Origin of the sequence: Rathayibacter sp. VKM Ac-2760 (assembly GCF_009834185.1) — a bacterium.
Taxonomy (GTDB): Bacteria; Actinomycetota; Actinomycetes; order Actinomycetales; family Microbacteriaceae; genus Rathayibacter.
The window spans coordinates 620,723-632,979 of sequence record NZ_CP047173.1 but is presented as its reverse complement, the minus strand read 5'-3'; the positions used below and the strand labels follow the sequence as shown (position 1 = coordinate 632,979).

Below are 12,257 nucleotides of genomic sequence, written 5' to 3'. Positions count from 1 at the left end.
CGCGCCGATCGCGTGGTGGACGGCTCAGCCATAGACGGCCTCGCCTCCGCCGGTCTCCTTGCTGAGCTTGCGCGAGAGGTAGAGGCCCTCGAGGGCGAGCTCGACGGCGCCCGCGCGGCGGCCGGCGCCGACGGCCTCGAGCCGGTCGGCGATGTCGTCGTAGAGGGTCGACTCGCCGAGCGGCGGCAGCGCGTCGAGGAACTCCTGCGCCGTCACCTGCTCGCCGGTCGTGATCATCACGCCGTTCTCGACGGCGCTGACGAGCGGGGCGAGGTCGAGCCCGCGCAGGTGAGCGCGGACCGTCTCGGCGGTGGCCTGGCGGAGGAGGTGGTCGAGGATCTCGTCCTCGCGGCCCTCCTCCCCCGACTCGAACTCGATCTTGCCGCCGAGCACGTCGACCGCGGTCTCGAGGTCGATCGGGCGGGCGACCGCCTCCTCCTCGCCGCGCCGGGTGGCCCGGTGCAGCGCGGCGGCGGCGATGGTCTCGGCGCCGGCGATGGCGAAGCGGGCGCTGACGCCGCTGCGCTGGTCGACGGAGGAGGACTCGCGCAGGGCCCGGGTGAAGCGGGCGAGGATCTCGATCAGGGCGTCGGGCACGGTCGCGACGAGGTCGGCCTCCTGGCGGATCACGGCGATCTCGTCGACGAGGGCCGTCGGGTAGTGGGTGCGGATCTCGGCGCCGAAGCGGTCCTTCAGCGGGGTGATGATCCGGCCGCGGTTCGTGTAGTCCTCGGGGTTGGCGCTCGCGACGACGAGGACGTCGAGCGGCAGGCGCAGGACGTAGCCGCGGATCTGGATGTCGCGCTCCTCCATCACGTTGAGCATCGCGACCTGGATGCGCTCGGCGAGGTCGGGCAGCTCGTTGATCGCGACGATGCCGCGGTGGCTGCGCGGGATGAGGCCGAAGTGGATGGTCTCCGGGTCGCCGAGGCTGCGGCCCTCGGCCACCTTCATCGGGTCGACGTCGCCGATGAGGTCGGCGACGCTCGTGTCCGGCGTGGCCAGCTTCTCGACGTAGCGCTCCTCGCGGCTGCGCCAGGCGACGGGCAGCTCGTCGCCGAGCTCCTCCGCCCGGCGCCTGCTGATCGAGGTGATCGGCTCGTAGGGGTGCTCGCCGAGCTCGGAGCCGTCGATGACGGGGGTCCACTCGTCGAGCAGGCCGTTGAGCGTGCGGAGGAGGCGGGTCTTGCCCTGGCCGCGCTCGCCGAGCAGCACGATGTCGTGCCCGGCGATCACCGCCCGCTCGACCTGGGGGATGACGGTGTCCTGGAAGCCGTGCAGGCCGGGCCAGGGGTCGCGGCCCTCGCGGAGGGCGTCGAGGAGGTTGTCGCGGATCTCGGTGCGGAGGGTCTTCTGCACGTGCCCGGAGGCGCGCAGCCGGCCGAGGGTGCTGATCTGGGGGCGCATCACCTCGGCAACGCTACGCCGCGGGGGTGACATCCGGTGGGGGTGCGCGGGATTCGTCGGGGTGCTGGCGGTGACGGCGGATCGGGGCGATCATGCGGCCCCGTCCGGCGGAGCGCGGGTCTCGATACGCCCCTTCGGGGCTACTCGACCAGCAAGGGCCCCTTCGGGGCTACTCGACCAGCAAGGGCCCCTTCGGGGCTACTCGACCAGCAAGGGCCCCTTCGGGGCTACTCGGCCAGCATGAAAGTGAGAATTCTCGAAGGTTGGGCGGGCAGCCTGGGGGGATGTCCCATGCCGTCCTCCGCTCCGCCCTCGTCGGCGCGACCCTCGCGCTCGGCGTGGGGCTCGCCTCGTGCAGCACGACTCCTGCCGCTCCTCGCCCCGATGCGCGCGAGCTGATCGGCGCGAGCAGCGTCGCGGAGGGACTCGAGGCGCCGTGGTCGGTCGCGTTCGTCGACGGCACGGCGCTCGTCAGCGAGCGCGACAGCGGGCGGGTGCTCGAGCTCGCGGCGGACGGCTCCGCGCGTGGGATCGGCGTCGTCGAGGGCGTGGTCGCCGAGGGCGAGAGCGGGCTGCTCGGGCTGGCGGTCGACGGGCGCACGCTGTTCGCCTACTCGACCGCGGCCGACGGCAATCGGATCCAGCGGTTCGCACTCGAGGGCGAGCCGGGGTCGTTCGCGCTCGGCCCGCCCGAGACGATCCTGGAAGGCATCCCCGCCGCGCGCACCCACGACGGCGGGCGCCTCGCGATCGGCCCCGACGGGATGCTCTACGCCACCGTCGGCGACGCCGGGCGGCGCGAGGCGGCGCAGGACCTCGACCAGCTCTCGGGCAAGATCCTGCGGATGACGCTCGACGGCGCCGTGCCCGACGACAACCCGTACCCGGGCTCGCTCGTCTGGAGCAGCGGGCACCGCAATCCGCAGGGCCTGGCCTGGGCCGAGGACGGCACGCTCTTCGCGAGCGAGTTCGGGCAGGACACCTGGGACGAGCTGAACGTGATCGAGCCGGGCGCGAACTACGGCTGGCCCGAGGTCGAGGGGATCGCCGGCGAGGACGGCTTCGTCGATCCGGTGCAGCAGTGGCAGCCGGACGCGGCCAGCCCGAGCGGGATGACCGAGCTGGACGGCGTGCTCTACCTGGCGAACCTGCGCGGCGAGGTGCTGCGCGCGGTGCCGGTCGCGGATCCGTCGGCCTCGACCGACTACGCGGTCGGCGAGTACGGGCGGCTGCGGGACGCGGTGGCGGCGCCGGACGGATCCCTGTGGTTCGTGACCAGCAACACCGACGGGCGCGGGTCGCCGGGTGCGGACGACGACCGCATCATCGGCGTCGCTCCACCGGCCTCCGACTGACAGGGCGCACGAAGAAGGCCGAGCGGCCGGATCGCGAGGATTCTCGACGATTCCGGCCGCTCGGCCCCACTCGTGCAGGACGCGCTCGGGCGTCCTACTTGATCGAGCCGCGCATCACGCCGCTGACGACCCAGCGCTGGGCGAAGAGGTAGACGATCAGCAGCGGGGCCATCGCCATCAGGTACGAGGCGAAGGCGACGGTGTAGTTGGTGTTGAACTGCCCCTGGAAGACGTACTCCGCGAGCGGCAGGGTGCGGGCCGACGGGTCGGAGAGCACCACCAGCGGCAGGATGAAGTCGTTCCAGGCCCAGACGCAGGTGAGGATCCCGACGGTGGCGTTCATCGGTCCGAGCAGCGGGAAGATGATCTGCCAGTAGGTGCGCCAGGTCGAGGCGCCGTCGGTGCGGGCCGCCTCCTCGAGCTCGATCGGGATCGAGCGGATGAAGGCCGTGTAGATGAAGGTGTTGATCGAGAGGCCGAAGACGGCGTAGAGCAGGATCAGCCCGACCTGGTTGTCCAGGCCCAGCAGTGCAGTCTCCTTCACCACCGGCAGCATGATGATCGGGAACGGCACGAAGACCGCGGCGAGCAGGTAGAAGTAGACGCCCTTGAAGAACGGCTTGTCGAGATTGCGGGCGACGGCGTAGGCGACCATCGAGTTCGAGAAGAGCGTCAGCGCGACCGCCCCCACCGTGATCAGCGCGGTGTTGACGAAGGCCTGCGGGAAGCGGGTCGCCTCCCAGGCCGCGGCGAAGTTCTCCCAGGAGATCGAGGTCGGCAGCTCGAAGCCGGTGCCGCCGAGCTGGTCCGGCGTCTTCAGCGCCGTGACGACGGCGAAGTAGAGCGGCAGCAGGATCGTCAGCGAGCAGACGGCGATGAGCGCGGTGGCCCACCAGTTGATCCTGTAGGAGTCGCGGGAGGGGCGGCGCGGGCGCTTCCCCTCCTGCGGCTCGCCGAGGGCGATGGCGGTCGTGGGGGTGATGGTCGCGGTCATCAGAAGGACGCCTCTCTGCGGCTGAGGACTCGGAACTGGATCAGCGAGACCACGATGATGATGAGGAAGTAGAGGACGGCGTTGGCCGTCTGATAGGCGTACTCGCCGCCCTGGAAGCCACCGCGGTAGATCAGCAGCGTGATCGACTCGGTCGAGGTGCCCGGCCCGCCGTTGGTGAGGGCGACGATGTGGTCGAAGACCTGGAGGAAGTTCTTCATCGACAGGACCATGTTGATCGTGAAGAAGGACGCGATCAGCGGGAACGTGATCGAGGTGAACTGCCGCCAGGGCGTCGCGCCGTCGAGCGAGGTCGCCTCGTAGAGCTCCCCCGGAATGGTCTGCAGACCGGCGAGGTAGATGATGATCGAGAAGGCCGAGGCCTGCCAGACCGCCAGGATCACGATCGCCACCCAGGCCCAGTCGGCGTTCGCGAGGATGTTCTCGCCGAGCACCGGGATCGCTCCGACGATCTGCGGGAGCGAGTTCGCGAAGAGGTACTGGAAGACGTAGCCGATGACCAGGGTCGAGAGCACGTAGGGGATGAAGTAGATCCCGCGGAAGGCCGTCTGGAACTTGATCTTCGCGTTCAGGGCGATGGCGATCCCGAGCGAGATCACGTTGACCAGGATCGTCGCCACGATCGCGAAGCCGAAGGTGAAGCCGTAGGCCTTCCAGACCCGGTCGTCCTGGAGCAGGGCCAGGTAGTTCGAGAAGCCGATCAGGTCCCACGAGCCGTAGCCGGCGTAGTTCGTGAAGCTGAAGAAGATGCCGGTGAGGACCGGCACGGTGTGCAGGACGAAGAAGAGCAGGACGGCGGGGACCGTCATCCAGTAGAACGTCTTCGAGGTGCGGCCGAGCGTCCGCTTGCGCGGGGCGACCGGAGGCGTGGTGGCCGGCGTCTGGGGCGCCGCCGTCGTGGTCGTGGTCATGTCCTGCTCACTTCCGGGTGGTGCGTGCCGCGACCTTGCGCCACTCACTGTCGAGGGTGCGGAGCGCGGCGTCCGCGTCTCCACTGGCGAGGAACGCCTGGAGGGTGGGGTTGAGCGGGATGCTCGCGGGGATCTGGTGGTCGACGAAGCCGATCAGGCGGCCCTGCTCGAAGTAGGGCTGCAGCTCGGCGAGCGTCGGGTCGCTGTTGGGGGCGGCGCCGACGAGCGGCGAGAACGCGGCCTGGCTCTCGACGTACGGCTCGACCACGGCGGGGTCGAGCAGGAAGGCGACGAAGCGGCGCGCGGCCTCCAGCTTCGGGGTGCCGCGGCCGATCGCGACCGCGACGTCGACGCCGGAGGTGACCTTCGTGTCGGCGGGATCGTCGAGCACCGGGTAGGGGAAGACGCCGAGATCGATGTCGGGGTTGTTGGTGCGGACCGGGTTGATCGCCCAGATGCCCTGCGGGTACATCGCGGCCTCGCCGGCCGCGAAGGCCTGGTTGCCGTCGTCGTAGCCGCGGCCGAACGAGCCCTCCTGGGTGTAGGAGAACAGCTGGCCGAGGCGCTCCATCGCCAGCGCGTAGTCCTTGGAGAACGAGACGGGCGAGTCGGGGCCCAGGTCGGCTCCTTCCGCGCGCATCGCGTCGAAGAAGCCGTCGGGCTGCAGCTGGCCACCGAGGGCGTTGAACGCCGGGGCGCCCGTCCAGTTGTCGAGCAGCGCGCCGTAGAACGGGGTGATGCCGGCGGCGACGAGGGTGTCGCAGACGGCGATCAGCTCGTCCCAGGTGGTGGGGACCTCGATGCCGTTGTCGGCGAAGATCGTGCGGTTGTAGAGGATGCCGTCGGCGTTGTTGGCGAAGGCGAGCGCGTTGATCTCCTCGCCGTTGAAGCTGCCGAGGGCGTCGATGATCTCGAGCGCCGCCGGGTTCACCCGCTCGACGAGCTCGTCGCCGGTGAAGTCGTGGAAGACGCCGGCCTTGGCGAGATCGGCGTAGTAGCCGGAGCCGTTGAGGGTGAGTACGTCGGGGATCTTGTCCTTGACGAGCAGTGTGCGCAGGGCGGTGTCCGGGTCGGGCACGTTGTTGGCGATCACGCGGATGTCGGGGTTGGCGGCCTCGAACTGCGCGATGATCCGGGCGAAGTCCTCCACGGCCTCGGCCTTGAACTGGAAGAAGTCGAGCGTGGTGACTCCGCTCGCCGCGCCGGGCGAGGCGCAGGAGGCGAGGGCGGCGATCGATGCGGCGGACGCGGCGGCCGAGAGGAACAGGCGCCGGGACAGGGCGCCGGGCGGCGGGACGTGGCGAGGGGTCATGGGTGGGGCGCCTCCTTGCGCGGGGGGGGTGGGTGAGGGGGGATCTCGATACGCCCGCGGAGCGGGCTACTCGATCAGCAAGAGGTGGTCCGCGGAGCGGGCTACTCGATCAGCAAGAGGTGGTCCGCTGCGCGGGCTGCTCGATCAGCAGGAGCGGGCGGCACGTGGAGCGGCACCCTCTTGCTGGTCGAGTAGCCGCGGAGCGGCGTATCGAGACCTGGCGTCTGCAGGACGGTGGATCTCGATGCGCCCGCTGCGCGGGCTGCTCGATCAGCAAGAAGCGGCGCGGGCTACTCGACGGCGGTGGCGGTCAGGACGACGAGGGATTCCGGGTTCAGGACGGGGGTCTGCAGGCCGACCGTCCCGAGGACGCGGCCGGTGAGGACGGTGTCGTGCAGGGTCCAGTCGAGGGGCGACTGGCCGGGCCCGCCGAGCGGTGCGGACACCGGGGCGAGTCGGACGGCGTAGGCGGTGTCGGGATCGAGTCCCGGGAGGGTGAGCCGCCCGGGCGGGTAGCTCTCCCCCGTGCGGAGCTGGGCGAGGACGAAGAGGGCGGACGCGCGGTCGGCGGCGACGACTCCGGAGAGTGACGCCGCGTCGTCGGCGAGGTCGGCGCGGACGACGGTGCCGCTGTGCAGCAGGTCGCGATGCTCGCGGTGGAAGGCGACCCAGCGGGTCAGCTCCTCCTCCACGGCGGGCTCGAGGGCGGAGACGTCCCACTCGATGCCGAAGTGGCCGGTCAGCGCGGTGCCGGCGCGGAACGCGAGGGAGTGCGTGCGCTGGGTGGAGTGCGCCTGCGGGGGGCCGATGTGCTGGCCCATCAGCTCGGGCGGGACGACCAGCTGCGTGTACGGCTGGATGGTCTGCCGCTCGAGCGGGTCGTTGCAGTCGCTGGTCCAGATGCGGTCGGTGCGGGCGAGGATCCCGAGGTCGACGCGGGAGCCGCCGGACGCGCAGGACTCGATCTCGAGGCCGGGGTGCCGGGCGCGGAGCTCGTCGAGCAGACGGTAGAGCGCGAGGACGTTCTCGTGCACGGCCGCGCGGCCCGTGGCGGGCGAGACGGCCTCGATCAGGTCGCGGTTGTGGTCCCACTTCAGGTACGCGATCGGGTACTCCGTCACCAGCGCGTCGAGGGCTGCGAGCACGTGCTCGTAGGCGCCGCGCTGGGAGAGGTCGAGGACCTGCTGCTGGCGCGCCGAGTGCGGGAGATGCCCGGCCGGGCCGAGGATCCACTCCGGGTGCGCGCGGGCCAGCTCGGAGTCGGGGCTGATCATCTCGGGCTCGACCCAGAGGCCGAACTGCATCCCCAGGCCGGTGACCGCCTCGATGATCGGCGAGAGGCCGCGCGGCCAGACGTCCGGGTCGACGGTCCAGTCGCCGAGGCTGGTCGTGTCGTCGCGCCGGCCGAGGAACCAGCCGTCGTCGAGCACGAACCGCTCCACCCCGATCCGCGCGGCGCTCTCGGCGAGCGCGGTGAGGCCGGCGAGGTCGTGGTCGAAGTAGACGGCCTCCCAGGTGTTGAGGGTGACGGGCCGCGGACTGACGGGGTGCTGCGCGCGGGCCCGGAGCGACGCGTGGAACCGGGCCTGCAGGGCGTTGAGCCCATCGCCCCAGGAGCCGTAGGCGATCGGCGTCTCGTAGCTCTCGCCCTGCGCGAGCTCGATCTCGGCCGGCCGGAGCAGCTCGCCGGTCGCGACCAGAGAGACGCCCTCGACGGTGCGCTCGGCGCGGATCGCGGCGTCGCCGCTCCAGCCGAGGTGCACGCCGTGCACGAGCCCGCGCTCCCAGCCGAAGCCGGGAGCGCCGACGGCGAGGAGGAGCGTCGCGTCGGCGCCGGGACGCCCGCGGCGCGTGCTGCGGGCGTGCTCGCCGATGGTGAGCGGGCGGCGCTGGGGGTGGCGCTCGCGGAGGTGGTGGCCGGTGGTGTCCAGGATCTCGCGGGCGGTCGCGGGGAGGGGGAAGCCGAGGTCGAGGCGCTCGAGGCGGAAGGGGCGCTCGTCGAGGTTCTCGACGCGGGCGCGCTGGGTGAGCAGTCCGGCGCCGTCGACCTCGACGTCGATGGTGACGCGCAGGCGGGCGCCGACGGCGACGACGCGGAGGGCGGCGCCGAGGCTCTCGAGGCTCTCGACGACGAAGCGCTCGCTCGCGGTCTCGCGCTCGTGCGTGCCCTCGAGGGTCGGCGCGTGCTGCCAGCCGTCCGCCTCGACGGCGACGAGGCCGAACGGGGCCGGGGCGTCGAGGCCGCCGGAGACGCGCTGCGGCACGGCGGCCGCGGCGAGCGCCGATAGTTCAGCGGCGGAAAGATGGCCGAGGTCGGCGCCCCAGTGCACAATCGCCGGGAAGGCGGTGGTGCGGGCGTCGACGATCACGCTCGTTCCTCCGTTGCGAAGGTGGAGGACGCGGTCGGCGGCGGATCCGAGGGACTCGGGGGTGCTCGTCGGTGCGGTGCTGCGCTGCATGCGTTAGTTCTACGGCAGAAGTAATAGGGCTGTCAAGAGGGCGGATGTGGGCGGTGGGACCCGTTCGCGGGGTGCAGGTCGAGTAGCTTCGTGTCGGAACGGAAAGAAGGGCGGCAGCATGGCGATGACGGACACCATCGCGGCGGAGGACGGCGCCAGCACCTCGGCGGAGCTCCTGGCCCGCGAAGTGCTCATCCACGGGCCGATCTCGCGCGCGGACCTCGGCCGGCGGCTCGGCCTCTCCCCCGCCAGCCTCACCCGGCTCACCCGCCCCTTCCTCGAGAGCGGCCTCTTCGTGGAGGGCGCCGAGCAGAGCGCGGGCGTCGGCCGTCCGGCCCGGCCACTCGACATCCGCCCGGAGGCACTGCGCTTCGCCGGCGTGAAGATCACCGGCACCGAGGTGCTCGCCGTCCGCACCGATCTGCGGGCGCGCACCGAGCGCGGGCTGGTCCGGGCGCTGCCGGGCACGTCGCCGCAGGAGGTGATCGCCGCGGTCGTCGCCGTGGTCGAGGAGCTGGGCGGGGCCTCCGTCTTCGCCGGGCTGGGCGTCACGATCGGCGGCAGCGTGGACGCGGCAGGGCGGGTGCGGCGCGCGCCGTTCCTCCGCTGGCGCGACGTCGACCTCGCCGGGCCGCTGTCGGCGTTGCTCGGTCTGCCGGTCGCACTGGAGAACGACGTCGTCGCGCTCACCGCGGCCGAGCACTGGTTCGGGCGCGGGCGCGGGCTCTCGCACTTCGCGGTGCTGACGATGGGCGCGGGCGTCGGCTACGGACTGGTGGTGCACGACCGCGTCGTCGCGCCGCCGGCGGCGGGCCTCGGGCTCGGCGGCCACTTCCCGCTCGATCCGGGCGGCCCGGTCTGCGAGGCGGGGCACCGCGGCTGCTCGACGGCGATGCTGACGCTGCCGTCGCTGACGCGGCAGCTCTATGTGGCGGCCGGGCGCGAGCTGACGCTGGCCGAGGGCTTCGCGCTGGCGCGCGAGGGCGACGAGGCCGCCGCGCGGATCCTCGAGGACTCGGCCCGGGCGCTCGGCACGATGATCTCGGCGATCGCGAACCTGGCGATGGTCGACACGGTGATCCTGGCCGGCGAGGGCGTGGCGCTCTACTCGGAGCAGTCGGCGCTGGTGGACGCGGCGATCGCCGCCGTCCGCGACCCGGACGCCGACGCCCCGACGCTCCTCGTGGACGACGGCGGCCTGATCGAGTGGGCCCGCGGCGCCGCGGCGACGGCCATCCAGCGCCTGCTCCCCCGCATCGCCGGCCCGGTGCAGTAGCGCGCGAGACGTCCCGCTCCCGCCGAGGCGTCCCGGTGCTGCGGGACGCCTCGGCGGTTCGAGGACGCCTCGGCGCGCGGATCAGGCGCCGGGGGTCAGCAGGCCGCTCTCGACGTGGGTCTTGGCGGTGTGCGGGGAGATGACGAGGTCGTCCGCGATCTCCTGGTTGGAGCGGCCGCGCGCGACGAGCAGCAGGACCTCGCGCTCGCGGTCGGTGAGCTGGGCGAACTCCGGCGGCTCGACGAGCGGCGGCGACGCCTGCGGCGCGAGGACGTAGCGGGTGATCAGGCTGCGGGTCGCGGCGGGCGAGAGCAGGCTGTCGCCCGCGTGCACGGCGCGGACGGCGGCGGCGATCTCCTCCGGCTCGGCGCCCTTGCCGAGGAAGCCGCCGGCACCCGCGCGCAGGGCGGCGATCAGGTACTCGTCCTCCTCGAAGGTCGTGAGGATCAGGACCTTCGTCGCGGCCAGCTCCGGGTCGGCGCAGATCAGGGCGGTGGCGCCGATGCCGTCGAGCTCGGGCATGCGGATGTCCATCAGGACGACATCCGGGTGCAGGCGGGTCGCGAGGTCGACCGCCTCGCGGCCGGTGCGCGCCTCGCCGACGACCTCGCCGACGACCTCGATGCCGCTCGCGCTGCCGAGGGCCTGGCGGATGACTGGCTGGTCGTCGACGACGAGGACGGGAAGCGATGAGCCGCCGTCTCAGCTGATGCTCTGCCTCCGTCAGCGCCCTTCGGCTGCGTTGCCCCCGTACTCCGCGTCGGTGATGTGCTCGGCCCAGGCCGTCGTCGTGGCCGGATCGTCGGCGGCCTCGAGGACTGCCAGGTGCTCCATGAAGACGCCGGGGGCGGAGGCGTGCCAGTGCTCCTCGCCGGGCGGGGTGTAGAGGGTCTGGCCGGCGTGCACCTCGAGGACGGTGCCGTCGCGGCCGCCGAAGCGGGCGACGCCCTGGGTCACGTGCAGGTACTGGCCGCGGGCGTGCGAGTGCCAGGCGGTGCGGGCGCCGGGGGCGAAGCGCACCCGGGCCATCGTGGTGCGCTGGTCGGCGTCGTGCGGCACGACGATCGTGTCGAGCCAGACGTCGCCGGCGAACTGCTCGGGCGGGTTCTTGACGGAGGGGGTCGTCGGTTCGATGTTCACGGGGGTCCTTCTCTCCGGGGCGGGTGGGGCGTCCGCCCCGTCCGCCACGGTAGGCCGGGTCGTCGGCCGGGGACAGGCACTGGCGGTACACCTTCCGGCAGGGCCTTCCTCGCGCGGCCGGGCAGGGGTGGAGTGGGACGGGTCGGCCGACCGGCCGACCGCAGACCCCGAGGAGATCCCCGTGCCCGAGACCACCCCCAGCCCGCTCCGCGCCACGATCGGCGACCTCGCCCCGAAGATCGTGCAGCTCACCGAGGACGTCCTCTTCGGCGACGTCTGGGAGCGTCCCGAGCTCGGCAAGCGCGACCGCAGCCTCCTCACCCTCTCCTCGCTGCTCACCGGTGGCAGCACGGTGCAGCTGGAGTCGCACACCCGCATCGGCCGCGAGAACGGGCTGACCGAGGCCGAGATCGTCGAGGCGTTCACGCACCTCGCCTTCTACGCCGGCTGGCCGAAGGCGCTCTCGGCGATCGACGTCGCGAAGCGCGTCTTCGCGGAGTGAGCTCCCGACGCTTCCCGGGACCGCTCGTAGGGTGGTCCGTGACCGACCTCGACGAGCGGAGACGACGATGACCCGTGCCCACGACGACGAGCGCCGCCAGGCCGTGGCGGGGCCGACCCGCTCCTTCGGCGACGAGGCCTTCGAGGACGACGGGGGCACGACGCTGCGCTGGCTCGGCATGGCCGGGTTCCTGCTCACCTCCCGCGGCACGACGCTGATGATCGACCCGCTGCTCGGCGGCTTCGACATGCCGGTGCTGATCGACTTCCCGATCGCCGCGCCGGCCGTGCCGCGGCTGGACGCGGTGCTGGTCACGCACAGCGACAACGACCACTTCAGCCGGCCGACCTGTCGCGAGCTGGGTCCGGTCACGACGGCGTTCCACTCGACGCGCTACGTCGCGTCCGAGATGACCACCGAGGGACTCGCGGCGCACGGGCACGGGATCGGCGAGGAGTTCGCGGTCGGCGGCACCCGCGTCCGGCTGACCCCGGCCGACCACGCCTGGCAGAACGCCTTCCCCGAGCCGGGGCAGCGCTTCTTCGAGGAGGAGGACGCCTGCGGCTTCTGGATCGAGACGCCCGACGGCACCGTCTGGGCGCCCGGCGACTCGCGGCTGATCCGCGAGCACCACCTGACCGGGCCGAGCCCGGACGTGATGCTCTTCGACTTCTCGGACAGCGAGTGGCACTTCACCTTCGAGGGCGCGATCGAGATGGCGGACGCGCATCCGAGCTCGCAGCTGCTGCTGCACCACTGGGGCTCGGTGGATTCGCCGGACTTCGCGCCGTTCAACGGCGACCCGGCGGACGTGCTCCGGGCGGTGTCGCACCCGCAGCGGGTGCACGTGCTCGCGCCGGGTGAGCCCTTCCGGCTGAGCTGA

11 protein-coding genes are annotated in these 12,257 nt (G+C 72.2%); 4 read left to right on the top strand and 7 right to left on the bottom strand.

Annotated elements, in window-relative coordinates; translation table 11 throughout:
- Positions 1-24: 24 nt before the first annotated feature.
- On the bottom strand, positions 25-1,407 hold the full coding sequence (locus GSU72_RS02780) for a magnesium chelatase (RefSeq protein ID WP_159986601.1): 1,383 nt from the start codon (positions 1,405-1,407) through the stop codon (positions 25-27).
- A 284-nt stretch (positions 1,408-1,691) separates the two neighbouring features.
- Here GSU72_RS02780 and GSU72_RS02775 point away from each other — a divergent pair, with 284 nt between their 5' ends.
- The gene (locus GSU72_RS02775) at positions 1,692-2,762 is read left to right on the top strand and encodes a PQQ-dependent sugar dehydrogenase (RefSeq protein WP_159983532.1); all 1,071 of its coding nucleotides are present in this window, start codon (positions 1,692-1,694) and stop codon (positions 2,760-2,762) included.
- Between the two features lie 94 nt (positions 2,763-2,856).
- Here GSU72_RS02775 and GSU72_RS02770 read toward each other — a convergent pair whose 3' ends face one another.
- The 4 genes from GSU72_RS02770 to GSU72_RS02755 form a co-directional block, all read right to left on the bottom strand.
- The gene (locus GSU72_RS02770; RefSeq protein ID WP_159983530.1) at positions 2,857-3,756 is read right to left on the bottom strand and encodes a carbohydrate ABC transporter permease; all 900 of its coding nucleotides are present in this window, start codon (positions 3,754-3,756) and stop codon (positions 2,857-2,859) included.
- Positions 3,756-4,685 (bottom strand): sugar ABC transporter permease, encoded by a 930-nt coding sequence (locus tag GSU72_RS02765; RefSeq protein ID WP_127887580.1) that lies wholly within the window; start codon positions 4,683-4,685, stop codon positions 3,756-3,758. The genes GSU72_RS02770 and GSU72_RS02765 overlap by 1 nt, the downstream gene beginning before the upstream one ends.
- A gap of 7 nt (positions 4,686-4,692) precedes the next feature.
- Complete coding sequence (locus GSU72_RS02760; RefSeq protein ID WP_159983528.1) at positions 4,693-5,997, bottom strand: extracellular solute-binding protein; 1,305 nt, start codon at positions 5,995-5,997, stop codon at positions 4,693-4,695.
- A gap of 290 nt (positions 5,998-6,287) precedes the next feature.
- Positions 6,288-8,456, bottom strand: a complete 2,169-nt coding sequence (locus GSU72_RS02755; protein WP_159983526.1) for an alpha-galactosidase — start codon at positions 8,454-8,456, stop codon at positions 6,288-6,290.
- A 118-nt stretch (positions 8,457-8,574) separates the two neighbouring features.
- Between GSU72_RS02755 and GSU72_RS02750 the strand changes: the two genes are divergently transcribed.
- A complete protein-coding gene (locus GSU72_RS02750; RefSeq protein WP_244255942.1) occupies positions 8,575-9,732 on the top strand; it encodes an ROK family protein in 1,158 nt (385 codons plus the stop codon).
- Between the two features lie 81 nt (positions 9,733-9,813).
- Here the strand turns inward: GSU72_RS02750 and GSU72_RS02745 are convergent, their stop codons facing one another.
- Both GSU72_RS02745 and GSU72_RS02740 read right to left on the bottom strand, forming a co-directional pair.
- Entirely contained in the window at positions 9,814-10,356 is a 543-nt protein-coding gene (locus GSU72_RS02745) for a response regulator transcription factor (protein WP_244256074.1), read from the bottom strand.
- Between the two features lie 99 nt (positions 10,357-10,455).
- The gene (locus tag GSU72_RS02740; RefSeq protein ID WP_159983524.1) at positions 10,456-10,872 is read right to left on the bottom strand and encodes a cupin domain-containing protein; all 417 of its coding nucleotides are present in this window, start codon (positions 10,870-10,872) and stop codon (positions 10,456-10,458) included.
- A 181-nt stretch (positions 10,873-11,053) separates the two neighbouring features.
- On the opposite strand from GSU72_RS02740, the gene GSU72_RS21435 reads away from it, so the two are divergent.
- Positions 11,054-11,374, top strand: a complete 321-nt coding sequence (locus tag GSU72_RS21435) for a carboxymuconolactone decarboxylase family protein (RefSeq protein ID WP_244255941.1) — start codon at positions 11,054-11,056, stop codon at positions 11,372-11,374.
- Between the two features lie 67 nt (positions 11,375-11,441).
- Positions 11,442-12,257, top strand: a complete 816-nt coding sequence (locus tag GSU72_RS02730) for an MBL fold metallo-hydrolase (RefSeq protein WP_159983520.1) — start codon at positions 11,442-11,444, stop codon at positions 12,255-12,257.

Bases quoted from the DNA above. Each gene is read 5' to 3' on its own strand.
- GSU72_RS02750 (WP_244255942.1), top strand. From the start codon at position 8,575: ATGGCGATGACGGACACCATCGCGGCGGAGGACGGCGCCAGCACCTCG.
- GSU72_RS02775 (WP_159983532.1), top strand. From the start codon at position 1,692: ATGTCCCATGCCGTCCTCCGCTCCGCCCTCGTCGGCGCGACCCTCGCG.
- GSU72_RS02780 (WP_159986601.1), bottom strand. From the start codon at position 1,407: ATGCGCCCCCAGATCAGCACCCTCGGCCGGCTGCGCGCCTCCGGGCAC.
- GSU72_RS02760 (WP_159983528.1), bottom strand. From the start codon at position 5,997: ATGACCCCTCGCCACGTCCCGCCGCCCGGCGCCCTGTCCCGGCGCCTG.
- GSU72_RS02755 (WP_159983526.1), bottom strand. From the start codon at position 8,456: ATGCAGCGCAGCACCGCACCGACGAGCACCCCCGAGTCCCTCGGATCC.
- GSU72_RS02765 (WP_127887580.1), bottom strand. From the start codon at position 4,685: ATGACCACGACCACGACGGCGGCGCCCCAGACGCCGGCCACCACGCCT.
- GSU72_RS02730 (WP_159983520.1), top strand. From the start codon at position 11,442: ATGACCCGTGCCCACGACGACGAGCGCCGCCAGGCCGTGGCGGGGCCG.
- GSU72_RS02770 (WP_159983530.1), bottom strand. From the start codon at position 3,756: ATGACCGCGACCATCACCCCCACGACCGCCATCGCCCTCGGCGAGCCG.